The organism is Pseudomonas duriflava (assembly GCF_007830155.1).
Classification (GTDB): domain Bacteria; phylum Pseudomonadota; class Gammaproteobacteria; order Pseudomonadales; family Pseudomonadaceae; genus Chryseomonas; species Chryseomonas duriflava.
Window position 1 is genome coordinate 115,257 of the sequence record NZ_VLKY01000008.1, and the last position, 21,203, is coordinate 136,459.

At 53.5% G+C, this 21,203-nt stretch carries 23 protein-coding genes; 15 read left to right on the plus strand and 8 right to left on the minus strand.

Annotated features, from left to right (window positions below; translation table 11 throughout):
* Positions 1–119 precede the first annotated feature (119 nt).
* The 5 genes from IQ22_RS12975 to IQ22_RS12995 all read left to right on the plus strand — a co-directional run bounded on the left by IQ22_RS12975 (position 120) and on the right by IQ22_RS12995 (position 4,679).
* Positions 120–869 carry an electron transfer flavoprotein subunit beta/FixA family protein gene (locus tag IQ22_RS12975; RefSeq protein ID WP_145142455.1) on the plus strand — a complete coding sequence of 250 codons (750 nt, stop codon included), beginning with the start codon at positions 120–122 and terminating at the stop codon, positions 867–869.
* On the plus strand, positions 869–1,807 hold the full coding sequence (locus IQ22_RS12980) for an electron transfer flavoprotein subunit alpha/FixB family protein (protein WP_145142457.1): 939 nt from the start codon (positions 869–871) through the stop codon (positions 1,805–1,807). Before IQ22_RS12975 ends, IQ22_RS12980 begins: the two co-directional genes overlap by 1 nt.
* Before the next feature lie 145 nt (positions 1,808–1,952).
* Positions 1,953–2,309, plus strand: coding sequence for a DUF4398 domain-containing protein (locus tag IQ22_RS12985; RefSeq protein WP_244309133.1), 357 nt, complete (start codon positions 1,953–1,955; stop codon positions 2,307–2,309).
* Positions 2,306–3,115, plus strand: coding sequence for an OmpA family protein (locus tag IQ22_RS12990; RefSeq protein ID WP_145142459.1), 810 nt, complete (start codon positions 2,306–2,308; stop codon positions 3,113–3,115). The genes IQ22_RS12985 and IQ22_RS12990 overlap by 4 nt, the downstream gene beginning before the upstream one ends.
* A 124-nt stretch (positions 3,116–3,239) precedes the next feature.
* Complete coding sequence (locus IQ22_RS12995) at positions 3,240–4,679, plus strand: aminotransferase-like domain-containing protein (RefSeq protein ID WP_145142461.1); 1,440 nt, start codon at positions 3,240–3,242, stop codon at positions 4,677–4,679.
* Between the two features lie 33 nt (positions 4,680–4,712).
* Here the strand turns inward: IQ22_RS12995 and IQ22_RS23180 are convergent, their stop codons facing one another.
* A complete protein-coding gene (locus IQ22_RS23180; RefSeq protein WP_158635432.1) occupies positions 4,713–4,889 on the minus strand; it encodes a hypothetical protein in 177 nt (58 codons plus the stop codon).
* A gap of 211 nt (positions 4,890–5,100) precedes the next feature.
* Here IQ22_RS23180 and IQ22_RS13000 point away from each other — a divergent pair, with 211 nt between their 5' ends.
* Positions 5,101–5,679 carry a ribbon-helix-helix domain-containing protein gene (locus IQ22_RS13000; RefSeq protein WP_145142463.1) on the plus strand — a complete coding sequence of 193 codons (579 nt, stop codon included), beginning with the start codon at positions 5,101–5,103 and terminating at the stop codon, positions 5,677–5,679.
* A gap of 23 nt (positions 5,680–5,702) precedes the next feature.
* Here IQ22_RS13000 and IQ22_RS13005 read toward each other — a convergent pair whose 3' ends face one another.
* On the minus strand, positions 5,703–5,870 hold the full coding sequence (locus IQ22_RS13005; protein WP_145142465.1) for a DUF2897 family protein: 168 nt from the start codon (positions 5,868–5,870) through the stop codon (positions 5,703–5,705).
* Positions 5,871–6,065: 195 nt separating this feature from the next.
* Between IQ22_RS13005 and pyrF the strand changes: the two genes are divergently transcribed.
* From pyrF to IQ22_RS13025, 4 genes are all read left to right on the plus strand, one after another.
* Positions 6,066–6,764: an orotidine-5'-phosphate decarboxylase gene (pyrF, locus tag IQ22_RS13010; protein ID WP_145142467.1), complete on the plus strand. Its 699-nt coding sequence runs from the start codon at positions 6,066–6,068 to the stop codon at positions 6,762–6,764.
* Between the two features lie 108 nt (positions 6,765–6,872).
* Positions 6,873–7,790 (plus strand): AAA family ATPase, encoded by a 918-nt coding sequence (locus IQ22_RS13015; RefSeq protein ID WP_145142470.1) that lies wholly within the window; start codon positions 6,873–6,875, stop codon positions 7,788–7,790.
* Between the two features lie 36 nt (positions 7,791–7,826).
* The gene (locus IQ22_RS13020) at positions 7,827–8,750 is read left to right on the plus strand and encodes a DUF58 domain-containing protein (protein WP_244309135.1); all 924 of its coding nucleotides are present in this window, start codon (positions 7,827–7,829) and stop codon (positions 8,748–8,750) included.
* Positions 8,747–10,741 (plus strand): transglutaminase TgpA family protein, encoded by a 1,995-nt coding sequence (locus IQ22_RS13025; protein ID WP_145142474.1) that lies wholly within the window; start codon positions 8,747–8,749, stop codon positions 10,739–10,741. Before IQ22_RS13020 ends, IQ22_RS13025 begins: the two co-directional genes overlap by 4 nt.
* Positions 10,742–10,751: 10 nt before the next feature.
* Here IQ22_RS13025 and IQ22_RS13030 read toward each other — a convergent pair whose 3' ends face one another.
* Together IQ22_RS13030 and IQ22_RS13035 are read right to left on the minus strand one after the other, a co-directional pair.
* On the minus strand, positions 10,752–10,961 hold the full coding sequence (locus IQ22_RS13030; RefSeq protein WP_145142476.1) for a hypothetical protein: 210 nt from the start codon (positions 10,959–10,961) through the stop codon (positions 10,752–10,754).
* A gap of 814 nt (positions 10,962–11,775) precedes the next feature.
* The gene (locus IQ22_RS13035; RefSeq protein WP_145142479.1) at positions 11,776–12,600 is read right to left on the minus strand and encodes a TatD family hydrolase; all 825 of its coding nucleotides are present in this window, start codon (positions 12,598–12,600) and stop codon (positions 11,776–11,778) included.
* A gap of 173 nt (positions 12,601–12,773) precedes the next feature.
* Here IQ22_RS13035 and IQ22_RS13040 point away from each other — a divergent pair, with 173 nt between their 5' ends.
* Complete coding sequence (locus IQ22_RS13040; RefSeq protein ID WP_145142482.1) at positions 12,774–14,195, plus strand: MltF family protein; 1,422 nt, start codon at positions 12,774–12,776, stop codon at positions 14,193–14,195.
* Positions 14,196–14,370: 175 nt separating this feature from the next.
* Entirely contained in the window at positions 14,371–14,685 is a 315-nt protein-coding gene (locus tag IQ22_RS13045; protein WP_145142485.1) for a class I SAM-dependent methyltransferase, read from the plus strand.
* On the opposite strand, the gene greB is transcribed toward IQ22_RS13045, so the two are convergent.
* The 3 genes from greB to IQ22_RS13060 are packed head-to-tail and all read right to left on the minus strand — an operon-like array spanning position 14,676 to position 18,386.
* The gene (gene greB / locus IQ22_RS13050) at positions 14,676–15,173 is read right to left on the minus strand and encodes a transcription elongation factor GreB (RefSeq protein ID WP_145142488.1); all 498 of its coding nucleotides are present in this window, start codon (positions 15,171–15,173) and stop codon (positions 14,676–14,678) included. The two genes, IQ22_RS13045 and greB, sit on opposite strands and share 10 nt — an antisense overlap.
* A gap of 26 nt (positions 15,174–15,199) precedes the next feature.
* Positions 15,200–17,704, minus strand: a complete 2,505-nt coding sequence (locus IQ22_RS13055; RefSeq protein ID WP_145142490.1) for an ABC transporter permease — start codon at positions 17,702–17,704, stop codon at positions 15,200–15,202.
* Between the two features lies 1 nt (position 17,705).
* Positions 17,706–18,386 carry an ABC transporter ATP-binding protein gene (locus IQ22_RS13060; protein WP_145142493.1) on the minus strand — a complete coding sequence of 227 codons (681 nt, stop codon included), beginning with the start codon at positions 18,384–18,386 and terminating at the stop codon, positions 17,706–17,708.
* Between the two features lie 12 nt (positions 18,387–18,398).
* On the opposite strand from IQ22_RS13060, the gene IQ22_RS13065 reads away from it, so the two are divergent.
* The 3 genes from IQ22_RS13065 (at position 18,399) to IQ22_RS13075 (ending at position 20,485) form a co-directional block, all read left to right on the plus strand.
* Positions 18,399–19,028: an arylesterase gene (locus IQ22_RS13065; RefSeq protein WP_145142496.1), complete on the plus strand. Its 630-nt coding sequence runs from the start codon at positions 18,399–18,401 to the stop codon at positions 19,026–19,028.
* Between the two features lie 123 nt (positions 19,029–19,151).
* Positions 19,152–19,433 (plus strand): hypothetical protein, encoded by a 282-nt coding sequence (locus IQ22_RS13070; RefSeq protein WP_145142500.1) that lies wholly within the window; start codon positions 19,152–19,154, stop codon positions 19,431–19,433.
* 80 nt (positions 19,434–19,513) lie between these two features.
* Complete coding sequence (locus tag IQ22_RS13075) at positions 19,514–20,485, plus strand: L,D-transpeptidase family protein (protein WP_145142503.1); 972 nt, start codon at positions 19,514–19,516, stop codon at positions 20,483–20,485.
* A 92-nt stretch (positions 20,486–20,577) separates the two neighbouring features.
* Here the strand turns inward: IQ22_RS13075 and IQ22_RS13080 are convergent, their stop codons facing one another.
* Entirely contained in the window at positions 20,578–20,829 is a 252-nt protein-coding gene (locus IQ22_RS13080; RefSeq protein ID WP_145142506.1) for an Lpp/OprI family alanine-zipper lipoprotein, read from the minus strand.
* Between the last annotated feature and the right edge of the window lie 374 nt (positions 20,830–21,203).

The window sequence follows — 21,203 nt, forward strand, 5'->3', positions numbered from 1 at the left end:
ATGCAGTCAACATACGCGGTTACTGATCATACAAAGCCCAAAAGCCATAATTTGGTCGATTCGATCGGCTAGGCCTGTCTGGCTACCCTATTTATTCACTACAGAATAATGAGGAACTCATGAAGGTTCTTGTAGCTGTAAAACGAGTGGTGGACTACAACGTAAAGGTCCGCGTAAAACCTGACAATTCAGGCATTGACCTGGCCAATGTCAAAATGTCGATGAACCCTTTTTGCGAAATCGCTGTTGAAGAAGCGGTGCGCCTGAAGGAAAAAGGCATCGCGACCGAAATTGTAGCCGTATCGGTAGGGCCGACTGCAGCGCAGGAGCAATTGCGTACGGCATTGGCGTTAGGTGCTGATCGGGCCATTCTAGTCGATACGACTGAAGAGCTGAGCGCGTTGGCCATTGCCAAACTGCTTAAAGCCGTAGTGGACAAAGAGCAGCCCCAACTGGTTATTCTGGGTAAGCAGGCTATTGATAGCGATAACAACCAGACCGGGCAAATGTTGGCAGCGCTGTGTGGATTTGCTCAGGGCACTTTCGCCTCTAAGGTAGAGCGTGACGGTGACGTTCTGAATGTGACTCGCGAAATCGATGGCGGTCTTCAGACTGTCGCATTGAATTTGCCGGCAGTGGTGACTACTGACCTGCGCCTGAACGAGCCGCGTTATGCCTCGCTGCCGAATATCATGAAAGCTAAGAAAAAGCCCCTTGATGTCGTTACACCCGATGCGTTGGGTGTTTCTACGGCCTCAACCATCAAGACGCTCAAGGTTGAAGCTCCAGCAGGCCGCCAGGCTGGTATCAAGGTGAAGTCAGTGGCTGAACTGGTCGAAAAACTCAAGAACGAAGCGAAGGTGATCTGATGGCTATTCTGGTCATTGCCGAACACAGCAACGCCACGCTCAATGGCGCAACGCTCAACACGATAGCAGCGGCCAAGCAGATTGCCGCGGGCGATATTCATGTTTTGATTGCCGGTCAGAACTGCACTGGTGCAGCCGAAGCAGCTGCTAAAGCTGACAGTGTCAGCAAGGTGCTAGTCGCTGACCATGCAGCTTATGCTCAGCAATTGTCGGAAAATATCGCTCCGCTGGTCGTCGAGCTGTCCAAGAGCAACGGCTATAGCCATGTGCTGGCTCCTGCCGGCTCCAATGGCAAGAACTTCATGCCGCGTATCGCTGCGCTACTGGATGTAGATCAAATTTCCGAAATCATTTCTGTTGAGAGCTCCGATACCTTTAAGCGTCCTATCTATGCGGGTAACGCTATTGCAACCGTACAATCCAGTGCACCTGTTAAGGTCATTACTGTCCGTGCAACTGGCTTCGACCCGGTAGCGACTGAAGGTGGCTCCGCTACTGTTGAGCCGGTTTCTTTGGTACAGGATGCTGGCCTTTCTCGTTTTGTAAGCGAAGAGCTGGCTACGACGGATCGCCCTGATCTGGGCGCTGCGAAAGTTGTAGTTTCGGGCGGTCGAGGTCTGCAGAGTGGCGATAATTTCAAGATTCTTTATGCGTTGGCTGACAAGCTAGGCGCAGCGGTAGGCGCTTCCCGCGCTGCTGTAGATGCAGGCTTCGTACCCAACGACATGCAGGTAGGGCAGACTGGCAAAATCGTAGCGCCACAGCTGTACATTGCAGTGGGTATTTCGGGTGCAATCCAGCACTTGGCCGGAATGAAGGATTCGAAGATTATCGTCGCAATTAACAAGGACGAAGAGGCGCCGATCTTCCAAGTCGCCGATTACGGCCTCGTGGGCGATTTGTTCGAACTTGTACCTGAGCTCGAGAAGTCTTTGTAATCCCTTACGGTCCCGTACGAAAAGCCCGCTCCCAGAGCGGGCTTTTTATTAGGCCGGTCAGACAAATTGACTGCAACATGCCAGAATTTCGCTTTAACAGGCCTTGACTGGCTGGAATAGGTTGAGCTCAGCGTAGGATCCGATAGTGAACATTCAATACATAGGTATGGCCCTTATGGTCATGCTGGCTATGGCGGGATGCGCTAATGCCCCCGCACCGGTCGAGCAAATGAAGTTGACGAGCCAGGCCATAGAGCAGGCTAGGGAAGTAGGCGCAACAGAAGACTCCAGTGACTTCTCTTTGGCACAGGCCAAGCTCATTCAAGCCCAGCAGGCCATGCGTGAAGAGAACTATAAGATGGCCCGTGTCCTGGCCGAGCAAGCTGAGCTAGATGCGCGCTTGGCTGAAGCCAAAGCCGTCAGCGGCAAGAGCCAGGCACATATCGAAGAGTTGAATAAGCAGATCAAGCGACTACGCAAGCGCCTAGGAGAGCCGGAATGAAAGGCTATTTTTTCGCTGCTCCGTTGGTGATGAGTGTTGCTCTATTGCCTGGATGTGCAAGCAGCCCTGCTATAGATAAAACTTTACTGGACGCTCAATTGCATTTCGATCGTATCAAGTCCGACTCTAATGTGTTGCGTAGTGCACCTAAAGATGTTGTGCGGGCAGAGGAAACACTTAATAAAGCCAAGCAACTGAGCGGATATTGGGGGAGTGACGAGGACGTACGCCATTTCGCTTACCTTAGCCAACGTTATAGCGACATTGCACGTGAGCATGCCAGCATTCGTTTGCAGGAAGAGCAGGCTACGCAGTTGCAATTATCGCTTGAACATTTACAGCTGCAAACTCGTGAGCATGAGTTGCGCTTGGCAAGGGAGCGTGGCGACTGGTTAGTCGATCAATTACTTAGTCTTGGGACTGCTCGTACAGAACGCGGTCTCGTCATGACCTTGGGCGATGTTCTGTTTTCACCAGGGGACACGCGACTTGACCCTTCCGCCAGTGAAACCGTGCTCAAGCTAGCGCAGTTTTTGCGCATCAATCCCAAGCGTGAAGTGCGGATCGAGGGTTATACGGACGATCAGGGCGACGACGAGCTCAATCAGCACTTGTCGAAACAGCGCGCTAATGCGGTAGCCAATGCATTAAGCGCTTTAGGCATCGACCCGGGGCGATTACAAACAGTAGGGTATGGTGAAGATTACCCTGTAGCCAGCAACGATACGACTGAGCACCGAGCCCGTAACCGCCGGGTGGAAGTCGTTTTTTCCGATGAGAGCGGTAATTTCGTTCCGGCGCGTTGATGTATCGGGTCTGTTGACCTTGATAGCGGGCTGGGCTGTTATCGCCTAAATGCACTAGTCTGTACCGGTGCATTTTACCGGTACAGTGCTACTGTTTCGGTCCGGTCACCAAGGATTGTGCTCAATGACTAACTTGTTGCTTTACCAGCGCATTGCCCGGCAGTTGGCTGAGGATATTCGCCGTGGCGTCTATCAGCCGGGCGAGCGAGTGCCCTCTGTACGTAAGCTGAGCCAGCAACTGGGCGTCAGTCATGCCAGCGTCTTGCAAGCTTATGCTACGTTGGAAGATCAAGGTCTTATCCGGGCGCGCCCTCAGTCAGGGTTTTATGTTCATCAGACTCCTGTATTGACGGCTCCCACACCAGATATTGCCAAGGTAGAGCGTCCGAGTCTGGTGACCCGGGGTGATATCATCAACCAGGTGCTTTTCGAATCGCGACGCGAGGATGTGATTCCTTTCGGGGCGGCAATTCCCAGTGCTGATTATTTCCCTTTGCGAGCTCTGCATCAGCAAATCAGTAAAGTGACACGCTTTCAAAGTCAGCGTGCATTTACCTATATGTATAGCCCTGGTTATGAGCCTCTGCGGCGGCAAGTTGCTATTCGCATGCGTGATGCTGGGGTAGTAGTAAACCCTGCCGACGTAGTGATTACGCATGGATGTGTAGATGCTCTGCAGATGTCGCTTCGAGTCCTGACCAAGCCAGGGGATCTGATTGCTACTGAGTCACCCACGTATTACGGCTTGCTGCAATTAGCTGATGTATTAGGTCTCAAGGTGATTGAGATCCCTTGCGACCCACAGACGGGTTTGAGCGTGGAGGCGTTGCAGCTGGCTGTGAATCAGTGGCCGGTTAAAGTATTAGTCATTACGGCCCGGCTGAGTAATCCTTTGGGAGGCTCCCTCCCTGAAGTGCGGCAGAAGCAGCTCCTACGCTTGGCCAATGAACGAAATATCATGATCATTGAGGACGATATTTACGGTGAGCTTCTCTATGATGCCGGTGCGACTAAAGCCTTAAAGGCTTATGACCGGAACGGGCGAGTTATTTATTGTTCAAGCTTTTCCAAAACGCTATCACCCGGTGTTCGTATTGGCTGGGTATTGGCCAATCAATATCAGGCTGATATTCAGCGGCTTCAGACATTTACTACGCATTCAGCGTGCAGCCTCACACAAATGGGCGTGGCCGCTTATCTGGAAAATGGTGGCTACGACCGACATCTACGGCATGTTCGGCAGGAGTACCGTAAAAACATGACGGCTTGGCAGTTGGCGGTGCAGCAGTACTTTCCCGATGGTACTCAGATGACCCGTCCAATTGGGGGGTTCATTCTATGGGTTAGCTTGCCAGCCAAGGTCAATACTAAGGATTTGCATCGGCGTGCGCTTGAGCAGGGTATTAGCATTGCGCCCGGTATCATCTTTAGTAATACCGATCAGTTTAACAACTGTATCCGTTTGAATTGCGGCATGCCGTGGAATCGGCAGACCGAACAGGCATTGATGACTATAGGTCTGTTGGCCGACCAGTTATGCCAGGAGTCACATGCGGCAGCATAACTGAACTTGTTTACGGCTCTGCTAGTCTGTTTTTCATGGCAAGAGGAGAGCACTGGTGCCGATGGGGTCGACGGATGAAGCACGTTGGTTGCCTATGGTAGGTGTCCTGGGCACCGTGCCGTTGATACTGGTCTGGTTGATAGGGTTGCTAGTGGCCTGCTTACGGTGGCGAATACACCGCCGCTCTAGCATGCTATGTCTGATAAGCATGGTGGTATTGCTGCTTTGGCTCGTGATACAGACCTGCTTGACCCTCATGCTTCCTGTTCTGCTGCCCTTATGGCAGGTCGACCTTGCACCTGGTTGGGCATTCGCCTTGTTGAACGCATTGGGCAATCTAATCACAGCGGGATGTTATGCGTTATTGCTGTGGGCCATCTTTACGGGAAGGAATTCGCATCGTTCTGCCTGAGAGTCGATTATGGGTACTCTGCGAAGCACGTGTCGATACAAATTCTGTTGCCTGTTTGTACTGCTTGCCCTAAGTGCATGCGACAAGCCTGACGAGAAGCCGCCCGAAAAACCAGCGGAGCCGGCTAAGGCTGCCGTGGAACATTCAAACAATGACACGAAGGCTGTATACCCGGTTCTTGATGCCACTCACCCAGCCAGGCCGGATGATGATTCAGGCCAGCGCGATGAGCCAGTTCTGACCTCTCGTGTGCCGGAAACGCTTGAGGATAAGCCCAAGCCAGCGTCTGCTCCTGAAAAAAAGCCGGAGCTGGTAGTCGAGAAGCCCAAGCCCAAGCCCGTGCCTAAGACGGTTCCGGCCAAAGTACCTTCACCAAAAGAACCACCTATCTCAGTTGATCTGAGCCTACCAGAAGAGTTGGTTGAGCAGCTGGACGAGATAGTGGAAGAAAAGGATGAGTCTCGCCTACTGCCACCCCTGTTTTCTAGCGAGGATGACGACAATTTCAATCTCAACGGTCGCCTTCTAAGCCGGGAGCGATCCGATGATTTCGAGGGCGCTGAGCTTCAATTTCAATTCAAGCGTTAACGTTTGACGCTAGTACTTGTTCGCTAACGGTCTCGAGCATCTTGGGTATCCATTTCAGCATTACGTTTATGAATGCGCGCACGCTCCTCATCGGTTAGTTCTACCTTATGGGCTGTATTACGAAGCATGAGCAAGCTTCCCACGATAGAGCCAACAGCAAGAATCAGAAATAACCAAGCATACCAGGGCATGATGATCTCCTTGTGAAAGTGGGGTCATTATGCTTGGACCTAGAGGTAAAGCAGGAGTGCATTTTTGAATATGTGCTGTGACAACACATTCCTGTAGGAGCGTCAGTAGTAGGCATTATGGCGGTGGAATAGTTTTGCCTGTAAAACGCTTCTGCGACAATACGTGTTTTCCGTTTCCCTGTTCGAGAGAGTGCTATGCCTGCCTGCCAGACTCCCATCATCGTTGCCCTGGATTTTCCTACTGCTGAGGGCGCCCTGGCGCTGGCTGCACGGCTCGATCCGAGCCAATGTCGCGTCAAGGTGGGCAAGGAGTTATTTACCGTTTGTGGTCCGACCATTATTGAAGCTTTGCATACTAAAGGTTTTGAAGTTTTCCTCGATCTGAAATTTCATGACATTCCCAATACGACGGCCATGGCGGTCAAGGCAGCTGCCGAGCAGGGTGTATGGATGGTCAATGTTCATTGTTCTGGCGGTCTGTGCATGATGAACGCCTGTCGTGAAACGCTGGATGCCTTGACCGGACCGAAACCGTTATTGATCGGTGTCACGGTACTAACGAGCATGGAACAGAAAGACTTGGCAGCTATTGGATTGGATATCGCTCCGAAAGAGCAAGTACTACGGTTGGCTGGTCTGGCTGAGAAGGCAGGGTTGGATGGTCTGGTCTGCTCAGCCCAGGAAGCCGCTGCGCTCAAATCCGTGCATCCTAGATTGCAGTTAGTTACGCCCGGTATTCGTCCGGCAGGCAGTGTCCAGGATGATCAGCGCCGAATTCTGACGCCTCGTGATGCCTTGCAGGCCGGTTCGGATTATCTAGTAATTGGTCGTCCTATCAGCCAGGCGGCTGATCCGGCAACAGCATTGACGGCAATCCTGGCTGATCTACGCTGATATTGGATACTCGTTCTGCTCTAGACTGAGCATCACAAAAGATTTCAGGCCCTGTTTTCCGCTTGTTCGGTTCAAGTAGTATCGGGCCGTTCAAGTAGGGAGAGCAGTATGCACGCGCAATTGGAAACCTGTCTGCAAGCTGTCGACAGGGTTCTTCTGGGCAAGGACAGACAGGTGCGGTTAGCAATGACCTGTCTATTGGCTAAAGGACATCTATTGATTGAGGACTTGCCCGGAATGGGCAAGACAACGTTGAGTCATGCACTGGCCAAGGTGCTGGGGCTATCTTTTCAACGTATCCAGTTCACGTCTGACCTCTTGCCAGGTGACATCCTGGGAACCTCTGTGTTCGACAAGGATACCGGGCAATTCGTCTTTCATCCTGGGCCAGTGTTTACTGAGTTGCTGCTGGCTGATGAAATCAACCGGGCTACGCCTAAAAGTCAGAGTGCCTTGCTGGAGGCGATGGAGGAAGGACAGGTCACTATTGAGGGGGCAACACGTCCGCTGCCTGAGCCCTTTTTTGTCATTGCTACACAAAACCCTATTACGCAGGGCGGTACGTTTGCCTTGCCTGAGTCCCAGCTTGATCGCTTCTTGATGCGTTTATCGTTAGGGTACCCCGGCCGTGCCGCAGAGCGTGCGCTATTGCTGGGTGGCTCGGGGCGCGAGCAGCTTCCTAAGCTGGAGGCCCTATTGGATCACAGCCAATTGGCAGCAATCCAGGATGAGGTGCCTAAAATCTATGCTAGTGATGCGGTTATCGATTATGTGCTCCGCCTGGTCGATGCCACACGAACTCAGCCAGCATTTGCGCTGGGCTTGTCGCCACGTGGAAGTCTGGCTCTGCTGAGTGCGGCGCGTGCCTGGGCGCTATTGGAGGGGCGTGATTATGTCATCCCCGAGGACGTACAAACCGTGTTGCCTTCTGTAGCTGGACACCGTTTACGTGACCGGGCCGATCCGGCTGGCCAAGGTGGTAATGCTCTGGTGCAATGGCTGCTACGTGAAATTCCGGCGCTCTAGTTCATGAAAATACCAGACTGTTTTAGGCATTTCTGGATGGCATGGATTGATAGGCGGATACCGGCTGCAGCTTCCCTGGAGTTACGCCAGAAGCGTATCTTTATCCTGCCAACACAACAGGGAATGGCTTTTATTGCCGCCTTGTTTCTGATGCTGCTGGCTGCAATCAACTACCAGAACAGCCTTGCCTACGGCCTGACCTTTCTTTTAGGTTCAGTATTCCTTCTTACCATACTGCACACCTACCGGAACCTGGCGGGATTGAGGCTTACTGCACATGGGAGTGCTACTGCTTTTGTAGATGAGCCGGTGCGTTTTCAGATACGCCTTGATGGGCAACGGCCTCATCAAGCCATTGCTATCGGCTGGCAGCCGAACGATATGCTTTACACCGACGTGGAGGTAGGTGAAAGCGCAGACATAGACCTGTTTCTGACTCCTGGGCAGCGGGGGTGGCTCAAACCAGGTCGGGTACGTGTCGAAAGTCGTTTTCCACTAGGGTTAATGGTGGCCTGGAGCTGGTTGGACCTTGATCAGCGTGCCCTAATCTATCCCAAGCCTTTGGCAGGCGATTTGCCTTTGTCAGTGGGTAGCGAGGCCGATAAACACGAGGGGGCTCGTTCTCAAGGGGCAGGGGTCGATGATTTTTTGGGACTTAAACCCTACCAGGCGGGCGATTCGCGACGGCGTCTCGATTGGAAAGCATATTCGCGCGGGCAGGGGCTGCTGGTCAGAAACTTTGCGACGTTGACGGGTAGCGATCTCTGGCTCGATTTCACTCTGCTGGATGGCGATGTAGAAATGCGATTGTCAAGGCTCTGTCATTGGGTGTTGGCCTGTTCCGCCAATCAACAGAGCTTTGGCCTTCGGTTGCCGAATATTACCTTGCCACCTGCTGCAGGTGAGGCACATCGTGAAGCGGCATTACGTGCGCTGGCCTTGTACGGAGCGGCCCGATGAGTGCGATGCAGCACATTCCGCGGGTTGCTCTTACCTGGTTGCTGGTTGCTCAGGTTCTAGTCATTCTGCCTCATCTTGGACACGTACCTCTGTGGATTGTAGGGCTTTGGCTTGGCTGTGCTGGTTGGCGAGTCCAGCAGTTCAGAATGCGTGCGCGTGCGCCTCGGCGGTTGGAGAAAGTTGGTCTGATGTTGGCCGCTGGCATAGGCGTTTGGTTGGCAGGTGGTTCTATCATCGGGCTTGAAGGCGGCACTGTCCTGTTGATTGCTATGTTCGTGTTGAAACTGGTCGAGATGAATACTCGGCGTGATGCCCTCGTAGTGATCTTCCTAGGTTTTTTTGCTGTTGTTATCGCTTATTTATTTAACGACAGCGTTCTAGCTGCCTCATATAGCCTGTTGCCTGTAGCGGCCTTGCTGGCCTCGCTGATTGGGCTGCAACAAAGTCGCTTTGCTACTCGCCCATGGGCCAGTCTCAAGTTGGCGACTGTTCTGCTGCTCCAAGCCGTTCCCCTTATGATCGTTCTGTTCCTGTTTTTCCCCCGCCTGGGACCATTGTGGTCTATGCCGCAGGCGGGAGACAAAGCCGTGACCGGCCTATCGGACACCATTGCGCCTGGCGAAATTGCTGAACTATCGCAGTCGACTGAGCGTGCTTTTCGGGTGAGCTTCGAAGGTCCTGTACCGCCCCGTACATTGCTCTATTGGCGTGCCGTGACCTTTGAACGTTTTGATGGGCAGCGTTGGTCTATCAGTCCGAACTCCGCCTATTTGCCTTCTCCTTCCTGGCAGCCTGTTGGAGTGCCGCTTCGGTATACCGTCATCATGGAGCCCAGTAGGCGACCGTGGCTTTTCGCGCTGGATGTTCCGCAGACCAGCTTGGCAGACGTCAAGCTGGCTAGCGACTTTCACCTGCATCGCCGTGTGCCAGTCAATGTTCCTCTCATGTATTCGGTGAGCTCTTGGCCGCAGGCGACACGAGAACTGACATTGAGTCCAGCCGTGTTGCAGCAATCACTTCAATTACCCGCGAAAGGCGATCCGCGTACTCGGGCGTGGGCACAAGCGCTGCGGCAGCGTTATGCTGAACCTCACGCCCTCATTGCTGCCATTTTGGCAACCTTTCGTACCGAGCCTTTCGTCTACACGCTTAAGCCTCCGGCCGGTGGGGAAAATGCTAACGATGCTTTCCTGTTTGATCACCGGCGGGGGTTTTGTGCCCATTATGCCGGCGCCATGACCTTTCTCTTGCGCGCTGCAGGTATTCCGGCCCGTATGGTGGCTGGTTACCAAGGCGGTGAGTTCAATCCTACAGGTCAGTATCTAACCGTACGTCAACTCGATGCCCATGCATGGGTGGAATATTGGTTGCCGGGGCGCGGCTGGGTCAGTGCTGACCCTACAGCCCAGGTTGCTCCGGAACGTATCGAGCAGGGACTGGAAGAGGCTTTGGGCAGTGTCCGGGGCGAAGGCGCCTTTCTGGAGCAGTCACCATTTTCACCCATGCGTTATCGGCAATTCGCCTGGTTGAACGAGGCACGCTTGAACTGGGATCGTCTGAATTACAGTTGGCAGCGGTGGGTATTAGGCTATCAAGCTGAAACTCAGAGTACGCTCTTGCGTAACTGGTTTGGCCGGCTCGATACAACTGTATTCGTCGTGGCGCTTGTCAGTGGGATGGTCATACTGCTCAGCCTTGCGGGGCTCTGGCTATTCAAGCCTTGGCAACGGGAGCGCGATACTCATAAGAGGATTTTTTCCCGTTTTGAGCGTTTACTGCAAAGACATGGCTTGAAACGGGAGACAGGCGAGGGTGCGCATGCCTTTACGCAACGGGCAATGCAGGCATTACCTAAGCAGGCAGAGCAGATCAAGGCGTTTGGCTTGGAATTCGAAAGGCAGCGCTATGGTCATGAATCGCATGACTCTTCTGTGCTTGAACGCCACTTACAAGCAGTAAAGAGGAGCTTATCTCACTCGCAGAGAGAATAGGCACGCTCCATTAATGGGCGAGCAGTGAGTGAGGTTTTTTACCCTGCTCGTGGAATTGAATGGTCAGGGCCGCTACAGCACCGACAATGCCAATGCCTAAGCTAGCCATGCTTGGGCAAAGGAGCCCACTAATTATGCTCAGGACCGATATCGCCATTAGCGGCACCGACATGAGCAGAGCGGTATCGGCATCGTGTTTGCTTTCTAATTCTTTAACCATGCTGTACCTCCAAATGTTGTACATACAGTAAGGTCTTACTAAAGGACAGGCGAATCATTCCTAACTATCAAATCCATAGATGTTATAAGGTCAAATCTTCGACTGCCGGATCGTCTGGTTGAAACCGCTAGCTCTACCAGCTACTGGCTTACTACAGAAAGCTAGGGTTTGATGAGCCGTACGCTAGGTAAGGGCTCGTACTCCTATAACTGACCGGCTTATGGTCTTGGCAACAAACTTTTGCTCTGCCACTAGGGCAATCTATGCACTGCTGTCGCATATGAATACTATCGCGCTAACAATCGCTGCGTTTCGCCCGTCCCTGATAGCCTGCGCGACACATCCATGTGCTTTGATCTAACTTCTTTGCCTGAATTCCACTGCATCGTCTTCCTGCTTGCTAAGGAGTGATCATGCAGCGATCTCATCTATAGAGTGCCTGCCTTATCCTGAATACGACCAGCCCTGTTTGCCGGTCAGGGTGACAGCGTTGAGCTTATGGCTGTATTAGCCAGTAGAAGGTTTAGACATCTGTCAGGTTTGCAAGCAGAAGCGCTTAGGTTTAGCTGCTTCGCGAGTAGTTTCCAGGCGTCTCTGCTGCAATTACATCGAAAACAGTACGGGCATCAGTGTTGTGAAAGCACAGGGCCGCTTACGTTATAAAGTTCAAAGAAAATAGCTCGAAGCGAATCACATATGGATGTTGCGTTTGTAGTAGGGTTTGTCTTGGCGGGCTAACACATTAAAGCTTGAGCGATCCAGCATGAAAAAAGGATCGCTTCAGCTCGCTCAGGTTAATAGCATAAGGAATGCTTTAGACCGAAAGCACATGGGTATCGTCGAGAGTGGGTAGGTTGAAAAAGCGCCGCGCTGTGGTCGTAGTATGCACGGCCACTTCATCTGGCGTCTCGCCACGATGGCGGGCAACCTCATGCAGCACTTCGATAAGAAAAGCAGGTTCGTTATGCCCGCTTTTCGGCTTGGGTCTGAGTGTTCTTGGCAGCAAGTATGGAGCATCGCTTTCCAACATCAGCCTACCTTGAGGGATGTCGCGTATAAGAGAGTACAAATGCGTGCCGCGCCGCTCATCACAGATCCAGCCCGTGATACCGATATGCAAGTCAAGATCAAGATAAGCGTACAAAGCTCGCTGCTCTCCAGTAAAGCAATGCACGACAGCAGAAATCAGGTGATCACGAAAATCTCGCAGGATGGCCAGGAGGCGTTCACTGGCGTCCCGCTCGTGGATAAACACCGGAAGCTCCAGTTCTGCCGCTAAGGCAAGCTGTTCTTCAAAAGCTTTTTCCTGAACGGCGCGTGGCGCGATGTCGCGATTGAAATCCAACCCGCATTCGCCTATCGCGCGGACGCTTTCCTCCTGAGCTAGTGCTTTAAGACAAACGGCACTAGTGCCTGTCCAGCTAGCCGCTTCGTGAGGGTGAACACCCGCTGTGCTGAAGAGGGTATGGGAGCTGCCGAGGCTCTGGCATAATGTTAAGGCCGCTTCGCTCTCTTCGAGGCTGGTACCTGTCAGCACCATCTGGACCACCCCTGCGTTTCGTGCGCGTTCGATAATGGCCTCTGCTTCGCGGGCAAGGCTCGGGTGAGTAAGGTTGACGCCAATGTCGATCAGTTGCATGGTGCATACCCAAATGAAAGAGGACAGCTGATTATCAGTCTGCCCATTCTATTCAAAAGTCGAGAGTGAACACGGCTTGGCCGACGTTCACGATTAGTTCGGCTTCCATGGTTTCCATGACGGAGACCAACTTGACGCTGTGTTTTGCGCACAGCCAAGCAATGGAGAACCGGATGACACGTTGGTTAGTTTTTGTATGTTGCCTGTGGCTGGCACCCACCACCTCCTTTGCGCGAGTAGGTGAGACACCGCACCTAAAGCAATACGGCGCCGTTCGTGATCTTTCCGGCATACGTTCTGCAGGCGTGCTGCGGGTTTTGGTTAACCAGAGCCGTGCCAGTTCGGGCGAGTTTAACGGCGAAGCCATTGGAACCGAATACCGGAGGCTGGAAGCATTCGAGCGTTACCTTAATAAGTCTTTGCCCAAGGGGCGGCCGCTTAAGGTTGTGTTCATTCCCAAGCCCAAGAGTGAACTGCTGCCTGCCCTGTTGAAGGGAGAGGGCGATCTGGTAGCACCTGGCGAGCTACTTGCTGGTCCGCTCGATAAGCATCTCGTGCGCAGTGACTCAGTAATAGAAAATGTACCCTTGGTCGTGGTGGGTAAAAAAGGCCACCGACGTTTAGGCCGGCTTGAGCAGTTATCAGGACGCCAGGTAGTTTTGCCCGTTGGCAGTGCAGCTGAAGCCCCGCTGCGTGAACTTAATCAGCAATTGATCAAGCGCAAGCTCAAGCCCATCAAGTTAGAATCGGTAGATCCCAGTCTGGCGGTCGAGGATGTCTTAGAAATGGTCAATGCCGGAATTTTTCCGCTGGCCGTGGTTGAGCAGCCGATTGCTGAGCGCTGGGCCAAGATACTGCCCAAGCTTCGTGTAGAACGACGCTTGGTTGTTGCCAAACAGCAGGATATGACATGGGTTGTCCGCCGCGGTTCTCCCAACTTGCGTACTAGTCTTAATCACTTTCTGGCCGATTATCGCTTGCCTTCCAGCGATGCAGCCTTTCAGCAAGCCTACCAGCGGATGCACAAGGTCCGTAATCCGCTTGGTAAAGACGATCACGAACGGCTGGTCGAGGTGCGTCCGGTTTTGCAACGTTATGCGTCTACTTATGATTTAGACTGGTTGACCCTGGCAGCCATGGCTTACAAGGAATCAGGACTGGACGGTACCGCAAAGGGAAGTGGTGGTGCGACAGGGCTGATGCAGATTACGCCCTCGGCGGCACGTAGCGTGGGGGTTAAAAATATCCGCACGGTGGATGGTAATGTTCAGGCGGCGGCACGCTATATGGCCAAGCTGCGCAAAAATTTCTTTTCCAGTCGCCTCATTGATGAACGTGAGCGGCGCGCCTTCGTTCTCGCGGCCTACAATATGGGGCCGGAGCGAGTGCAACGGCTAAGAGCCAAGGCTAAAAAACAAGGGCTGGACCCTAATAAATGGTTCTTCCAGGTAGAGCGCATTGCTGCTGAAGAAATAGGAATGGGGGTTGTGAGCTACGTTAGTAGCGTCAATAAGTATTATTTAGCCTATGCCCGCGAGCGCTCCCGGTTGGAACCTGGCCAACGCTCATCCAATTTGCGTCTTACCAGCCGGTGATCATGCCTTGGCAGGCGCGCTTGACGCCTGTGCGCGTCTTGCTTAGGATCTCATTGCGCCGATTTAAACAGCAACTTGCGGGGCGCGGACATCTGTCCAAGAAATACCGCTAAAGCGCTGGCCGGTGTGTGCCTCACCGCTGTCCAGCGGAATTATCGAGGCGGATACCTGCACTATGACACATCCCTATCCTTTGTTTCGTCTGGCGCCCATTACCCACGGCGCATTATGCTCCAGTCCCCGTATTTTATTGGGCGGTCTGCACCAGCCTACCTTGCTGCGCTATCTTGACGGCTGGCCCAAGCGCTGGCCGCTTTCGAGGTCCTTCCAGATTCGCTTTGCCTTGCAATATGAAGAGCTGCGTCAGTTTGACCGCGACGCTTTCGATTTCGCGGTAATCGAAGCGCCTACGGCCGATACAGTGACTCCTGTGATACACGAGCTGGTCCGGGTTGCTCGTCAGGGCATTATTACCCGTCGTCAGGGATAATTGATCTCGACAATATACCAATGCTTCTCGCCAGTCGGTGTATGCACCGAGACCTCAGCATCCAGCGGTTTGCCGACCAAGGCCCGGGCGAGAGGCGCATCAATACTAATCTGATTTAATTTCACATCGAACTCATCAGGCCCCACTATCCGATAACGTACCTGCTCGCCGTCATCGTCTTCCAGCGTAACCCAGGCGCCGAAATAAACTTTGCTTGGATCAGCGGGCCGCTCGCTGACCACTTTCAAGTTCTCCAGGCGCTTGCGCAGAAAGCGTACGCGGCTGTCGATCTCGCGAAGCATTTTCTTACCGTAAATATATTCGGCATTTTCCGAGCGATCCCCCAGCGCAGCAGCTTCACTGACGGCCTGGGTTACCTGTGGGCGGCGTACGTTCCAGAGCTCATGCAATTCGGCACGCAGTCGGGCTTCGCCTTCCGGTGTAATCAAGGGGGTGCCCGCTGTACGCGGGGGACGATAACGACTCATGTTTCCTTCCAGTCAAAAAATTCTATTTACCCCTCTCTTAAGATACGCAGCGGGCTCACAGTCAGGGCACGGCGTGTTCCCAGCAGGCCAGCACCTGTCACTAGCAGAGCGCCTGCAAGAGGCAAAACTAATAGCCCTAGGTGAGGTTGCCAAGACAGGTCGAAGACCAGCCGATAGAGCAGGGCGGTAACAAGCTCACAACCAAGCGCAGCCAAGACGCCGCTAGTGGCGCCTAGCAATGCGAACTCTACCCGACGCGTACGGATCAGCAAAAGGCGCTCGGAGCCCAGGGCCCGAAGCAATGCGCCCTGACGAACACGTTCATCTAAAGTGGATTGCAAGCCAGCAAAAAGCACAGTCAAGCCAGCGGCCAAGACGAACAATAGAACGAACTCTACGGCGATCGTGACCTGATCGAGAATACTGCGTAGCTGCCCCAAGATAGAGTCGATAGGTAGAAGCGTTGTCGCCGGGAAGCTGCGTGCGAGTGCCACCATGGCTCGATCGTTACCTGGAGGTATATAGAAACTGGTCAGGTAGGTAACAGGTACATGAGTGAACGAGCCAGGCTCAAAGATCATGAAGAAATTAGGTTGAAAGGTGTTCCAGTCTACTGTGCGCAAACTGGTAACACGTGTCTCAAGTATGCGGCCAGCTATATTGAAGCTTAGGTGATCACCTACGCCTACTTTCAAACTTTCAGCTAACTGCGCTTCTACCGAGACGCCTGGTAAATCATCTGGCGTCTTCGTGCTCCACCAAGTGCCAGCCGTAATGACGTTCCCGGTAGGTAGCGTATCGGTCCAGGTTAGGCTCAAGTCACGGCGCGTAGCTCTATCACCCCGTGACTCCCTTTCAACAACGTCTCGTGCCGGCTCGCCATTGATTGTGACCAGTCGTCCTTGCACGATCGGATAAAGTGGTTTCGCATTAGGCGATAGCGCAGCCACGCGGGCCGTAAAAGTGTCTCGCTCGGCAGGAAGAATATTAAGGGCAAAATAATTCGGAGAATCGGGAGGGAGCTGGTCCTGCCAGCGGTCCAATAATTCACTGCGTAATAAAACGATCAAGGCCATGGCAAATAAGATCAAGCCAAATGCCAGCGCCTGTCCGGCAGCCGCCAGGGGATGACGAAGCAGCTGACCCAGCCCGAGCCGCCAGGCCAGAGGTGCCGAAGCTAGCAGACGTCTGAGGCCGTTGAGTCCAAGCAATAGCAACGTGCCCAATAGTAGGGTGGCTACGAGTCCTCCACCTAAAAGGGCAAGAGTCAGCTTCAAGTCGAGTGAAAGGCGCCACATGATCAGGCCGAGTGCCAAAAGAGCCATGCCATAGACTATCCAGCTGCGGGGCGGTACTGGCAGCAGGTCGCTGCGTAGCACGCGCAGCGGCGGCACACGACCCAGGGCGGCAAGAGGCGGCAGAGCGAAACCGGCCAGAGCGATCAGGCCTGTACCCATGCCAGCCAGTGCAGGAAAGATACCGCCACTGGGTAGCACGGCTGGCAGCAGATCGGCCATGAGGTAGAACAGTAAAAATTGAGCAAGCCAGCCTAGAAAGGCTCCCAGTAGGCTGGCCGCTAGCCCTAGCATGGCCAGTTGCATGGTATAGAGCAGCAGTGCTTCTCGACGCGATAATCCCAGGCAGCGAAGCAGAGCGCTAGCATCGAAGCGTCGTACGGCGAAGCGATTGGCCGACATGGCGACAGCCACTCCCGCCAGCAAAACGGCAGCGAGGCTCGCCAGTCCCAAGTAGCGGCGGGCACGGTCGAGGGCGCTACCCAGCTGCCGATTGCCGCTGTGAGCATCTTCGATACGTTGGCTTGGATCAAGAGTGCTTAGGAGACGTGTCCGGTAACGCGCGATACTTTCAGGTTCGCCACTCCACAAGTCACGATAGCGCACCCGGCTGCCTGGCTGGATAACATCCGTTGCGGCCAGATCGGTCAGGTTCATAAGGATGCGAGGCGTGAGGCTATAAAAATCGCCGGCTCGATCAGGCTCATATGTCAGGATACGAGTAATCTGTAAGGTCTTACGACCCACCTCGATACGGTCACCTACCTTAAGGTCGAGTGCAGGTAACAGTCGAGCCTCAACCCAGGCTTCTCCAGGTGCAGGGAGACCACCTACTGTTTCAATGCCTTGAGGCTCAGTGGCGCTTTTAAGCTGGCCTCTCAGGGGGTAGGCTCCATCAACAGCTTTAATACTGGACAGCTGGATTGCCTGTTCACCAGCAATAACGCTAGAGAATTCGATCGTACGGGCATGCTTGAGTCCAATCGCAAGTCCCGTATCAATCTGCGTCTGGTGTGCTGGTGAGGTGCCGCGAAGTGCCAGGTCACCGCCTAGAAACTCTGTGGCACGTACAGTCATGGCCTCGTTCAGGCGTGCGGTGAAATAGCCAATAGCGCAGCTGGACGCCACAGCAATCAATAGCGCAAAGAACAGGACACGTAACTCTCCGGCTCGCAGCTCTCTGCGAAGCTGGCGGCTGGCAAGCTTAACTAGTCGTGTTAGGGGAAGACGGGTCACCTCAAGCCTCCGGCGTTATTAGGCGACCGCTTTCCAGCCGGATCAGCCGATTGCAGCGATGAGCTAGCCGCTCGTCATGGGTGACTAGCACCAGCGTGGTGCCGTGTTCGCGGTTGAGATCAAAGAGCAGATCGCTGATCCGCGCGCCGGTAGTTGTATCGAGGTTCCCGGTTGGCTCATCGGCAAACAGTATTTTAGGGTCTGCTGCAAAAGCACGGGCAATAGCGACGCGCTGCTGTTCTCCACCTGATAACTGTCGAGGATAGTGGGTCAGTCGATGGCCAAGGTTAACGCGTGTCAACAGCGTTTCGGCACGCATGCGCGCATCCCGGTGCCCCTCCAGTTCCATAGGAAGCATGACATTTTCCATGGCCGTCAAACTGTCCAACAACTGAAAGGATTGGAATACGAAACCGACGTGCTCGGCTCGTACCCGAGCGCGAGCGTCTTCGTTCAGGCCGCTCAGTGCGTGTCCCGCCAGCACTACGTCGCCACCACTTGGCTGGTCGAGCCCGGCCAGTAAACCGAGCAGCGTGGATTTTCCCGAGCCTGAACTGCCGACAATTGCCAAGCTGTCACCTTGGGCCAATTCGAAGTCGAGGTCATGCAGGATCGTCAATTCACCTTCCGTGCTGGGAACAACCTTGCTAAGGTTCTGTGCGATAAGAATGCTGGCACTCATTGAGGATCCCGGATGCGAAGTTGGTTTTCGAGCGGCTGTTTGGCGTTGTGCTTGCTGGCTCAAAATGCCGCAGCACAGACGCTTTTGATCGTTGGAGATAGTATCAGTGCCGGTTTCGGCGTGGAAACTGGTCAGGGATGGGTATCCCTATTGGAAAAACGCCTTGCCAAGTCGGGGGGTGAGCATACGGTAGTAAACGCCTCTATTAGCGGTGATACCAGTGCTGGTGGGCTTGCGAGACTGCCTGGGCTGCTCGAGACGCATAAGCCAGACATAGTGGTTGTCGAACTTGGCGGTAATGATGGCCTGCGGGGGCAGCCCCCTGCGCAATTGCAACAAAATCTTGCTTCGATGGTTGATCAGTCAAAAGCTGCCGGGGCTCAAGTTGTCTTGCTTGGTATGCGTCTACCACCTAATTACGGTGTTCGTTATACCGAGGCATTCGCATCTGTTTTTACAGCGGTAGCCCATGAAAAGAATGTTCCTTTGGTACCATTCTTTCTAGAAGGTGTTGGCGGAGATCCCCGCTATATGCAAGGTGATGGTATTCATCCTAACGCTCAGGCTCAGTCTCGTTTGCTGGATAATGCCTGGCAGGTATTGCAGCCCTTGGTAGAGGCTGATAAGTCGGCGTCTGGCTGACGTTCGTCGGCAAGAGCCTTTCTAATGGGCTTTTACTAGCATGCAGAGGACAATTTACTGGGTGGGGCGCTTTTCAGGCATGCGCCTTTCCGTTAAGGTTGCGCCCCCGCTCTGGAGCCCGAAATGTCGCGTCACGCCTGGTCCTTGTTTGGTTTTCAACTTATTGTTCCTGGCGCCCAGCTCGATCTATTCGCCTGTCGGACGACCCAGGTGCATATAGTGGCTCGCCAGCTTGAGCTCGGTGGACATGCCGACCGCACACTGTGCGGTAGCCTCTTACCGGCAGAGCCTGTCTTTCGGCCACTCGGCCGTCAGGCACTCCGGCAGGCCCATATATGCCCATACTGTATTGAGCGTCTCAAAGCAAATAAACGGGGCGAGGTAAGCGCTGTTTCGTTCCTTTGAGATCTCACGAGCGAAACGGTCGTAGTGTTACACTGCCACAACCCACTTGACTTTCTTATTTATATAGCAAGGATTTTCCGATGTTGTCGCGTGCATCGTCTGTTGCTTGTTTGTCCCTGGCAACCCTGTTGGCGGCCGGTTCCGCTTCGGCTCTCGAATTACCGCTTCCACCGCCAGGCGAAGATATCGTAGGTCAGGTGCAGGTCATCAAGGCTGCTTACGAAGATACCTTTGCGGATCTGGGAGAGCGCTACGATATCGGCTATCTGGAAATGGTGGCTGCTAACCCGGGCGTAGATGCCTGGTTGCCTGGAGCTGGTACAGAGGTCGTTTTACCGACCCGCTTCATCCTGCCGCCAGGGCCTCGGGAGGGTGTGGTTATCAACCTGGCCGAATACCGCATGTACTATTACCCTAAGGATGGGAGTAGCGTTTTCACCTACCCCTTGGGTATTGGACGGGAGGGCTGGGGCTCGCCGATAACGAATACCCGTATTACAGGTAAAATCAAGGATCCAAGCTGGTATCCGCCGGCCTCAATTCGAGCAGAACATGCAGCTGAAGGCGATCCGCTTCCCAAGGTCGTGCCGCCGGGCCCAGATAATCCATTAGGCCCCTACAAGATGACGCTAGCACTGCCGGGTTATCTGATTCATGGCTCGAATAAGAAGTTCGGTATTGGCATGCGTGTCAGTCACGGCTGCTTCCGGATGCTAAATAACAACCTCACTGAGCTTGTTGGAATGATTCCGGTAGGAACGCCGGTGCGCATTATCAACGAGCCTTATAAGTTTGGTATTAGTGATGGCAAGCTTTATCTGGAGGCGCATGAGCCTTTGTCTACAGATGATGGTCAACCAGCTATGCTTGACCGGCACACGGCTGTAGTGAATGCCATGATCCGCCGAGAAGATCTTAACGGTCAGGTTGATCTGAACTGGGACTTGGTGCGCGATATCGTAACGGCTCAGGACGGTCTGCCTGTTGAAGTGGCAAAGCCTAATGCTTCGGAGCAAACCGCTACATTGCAGTCTTCCGGTAAAGTGATGTAGGTCTTTCAGAATATAAAAAGCCCGCCATTTGGCGGGCTTTTTATTTGCTCGCAAAGGCTAGCCCGGAGGCCAGCCAACAGGTCAGAGACCTATTATTTGCGGCTAGCTTTTTCCAGCATGCGCAGAGCGCGCTCGTTGGCTTCGTCAGCAGTCTGCTGAGCCTTCTGAGCAGCAGCCAGAGCCTCGTCGGCATGGCGGTAGGCTTCATCAGCACGAGCCTGTGCACGAGCAGCGGCATCTTCAGTAGCGGTCAGGCGAGCTTCGCTTTCTTTGGAAGCGCTGCTGCAACCAGTGGCCAGAGCGGCAGCCAGAGCCAGAGCGGCAAATTTCAGAGCGTTGTTCATCATTATCCCCTTGAGGTGGACTTCCATATAGAGTGCAAATTTCCAACGGAAAATTGCGGGCTACATACTACCCATTACGCGTAGTAAGTAAACTAAGCGAGCATGCACAAGTCATGTTTTTTTTACTTTGACTGGGCATGCTCGATAAATTGACCATGCCCTGATTAAAAAGTGTCCAAAGTTGACGCATCTCTATTTAATAGAGCTGATGCAGTTAAGAAGAAAATCGCAGGGAGTTTGCTCATCACGGCTTGTAATGATAAGAACTTAAACGCACTATTGAGCTCTACTCCGGCGTCAGATTGCTTGCAGTCTCCAGCCTAAGATCTTGATTTTCGTATGGTAACTGCCTCGGACTCTGTTTCATGCGAACT

What these genes read in the sequence shown, in the direction of transcription:
- IQ22_RS12975 (WP_145142455.1), top strand. Translation starts at nt 120, where the DNA reads ATGAAGGTTCTTGTAGCTGTAAAACGAGTGGTGGACTACAACGTAAAG.
- IQ22_RS12980 (WP_145142457.1), top strand. Translation starts at nt 869, where the DNA reads ATGGCTATTCTGGTCATTGCCGAACACAGCAACGCCACGCTCAATGGC.
- IQ22_RS12990 (WP_145142459.1), top strand. Translation starts at nt 2,306, where the DNA reads ATGAAAGGCTATTTTTTCGCTGCTCCGTTGGTGATGAGTGTTGCTCTA.
- IQ22_RS12995 (WP_145142461.1), top strand. Translation starts at nt 3,240, where the DNA reads ATGACTAACTTGTTGCTTTACCAGCGCATTGCCCGGCAGTTGGCTGAG.
- IQ22_RS23180 (WP_158635432.1), bottom strand. Translation starts at nt 4,889, where the DNA reads ATGCTTATCAGACATAGCATGCTAGAGCGGCGGTGTATTCGCCACCGT.
- IQ22_RS13000 (WP_145142463.1), top strand. Translation starts at nt 5,101, where the DNA reads ATGGGTACTCTGCGAAGCACGTGTCGATACAAATTCTGTTGCCTGTTT.
- IQ22_RS13005 (WP_145142465.1), bottom strand. Translation starts at nt 5,870, where the DNA reads ATGCCCTGGTATGCTTGGTTATTTCTGATTCTTGCTGTTGGCTCTATC.
- pyrF (WP_145142467.1), top strand. Translation starts at nt 6,066, where the DNA reads ATGCCTGCCTGCCAGACTCCCATCATCGTTGCCCTGGATTTTCCTACT.
- IQ22_RS13015 (WP_145142470.1), top strand. Translation starts at nt 6,873, where the DNA reads ATGCACGCGCAATTGGAAACCTGTCTGCAAGCTGTCGACAGGGTTCTT.
- IQ22_RS13020 (WP_244309135.1), top strand. Translation starts at nt 7,827, where the DNA reads ATGGCATGGATTGATAGGCGGATACCGGCTGCAGCTTCCCTGGAGTTA.
- IQ22_RS13025 (WP_145142474.1), top strand. Translation starts at nt 8,747, where the DNA reads ATGAGTGCGATGCAGCACATTCCGCGGGTTGCTCTTACCTGGTTGCTG.
- IQ22_RS13030 (WP_145142476.1), bottom strand. Translation starts at nt 10,961, where the DNA reads ATGGTTAAAGAATTAGAAAGCAAACACGATGCCGATACCGCTCTGCTC.
- IQ22_RS13035 (WP_145142479.1), bottom strand. Translation starts at nt 12,600, where the DNA reads ATGCAACTGATCGACATTGGCGTCAACCTTACTCACCCGAGCCTTGCC.
- IQ22_RS13040 (WP_145142482.1), top strand. Translation starts at nt 12,774, where the DNA reads ATGACACGTTGGTTAGTTTTTGTATGTTGCCTGTGGCTGGCACCCACC.
- IQ22_RS13045 (WP_145142485.1), top strand. Translation starts at nt 14,371, where the DNA reads ATGACACATCCCTATCCTTTGTTTCGTCTGGCGCCCATTACCCACGGC.
- greB (WP_145142488.1), bottom strand. Translation starts at nt 15,173, where the DNA reads ATGAGTCGTTATCGTCCCCCGCGTACAGCGGGCACCCCCTTGATTACA.
- IQ22_RS13060 (WP_145142493.1), bottom strand. Translation starts at nt 18,386, where the DNA reads ATGAGTGCCAGCATTCTTATCGCACAGAACCTTAGCAAGGTTGTTCCC.
- IQ22_RS13065 (WP_145142496.1), top strand. Translation starts at nt 18,399, where the DNA reads ATGCGAAGTTGGTTTTCGAGCGGCTGTTTGGCGTTGTGCTTGCTGGCT.
- IQ22_RS13070 (WP_145142500.1), top strand. Translation starts at nt 19,152, where the DNA reads ATGTCGCGTCACGCCTGGTCCTTGTTTGGTTTTCAACTTATTGTTCCT.
- IQ22_RS13075 (WP_145142503.1), top strand. Translation starts at nt 19,514, where the DNA reads ATGTTGTCGCGTGCATCGTCTGTTGCTTGTTTGTCCCTGGCAACCCTG.
- IQ22_RS13080 (WP_145142506.1), bottom strand. Translation starts at nt 20,829, where the DNA reads ATGAACAACGCTCTGAAATTTGCCGCTCTGGCTCTGGCTGCCGCTCTG.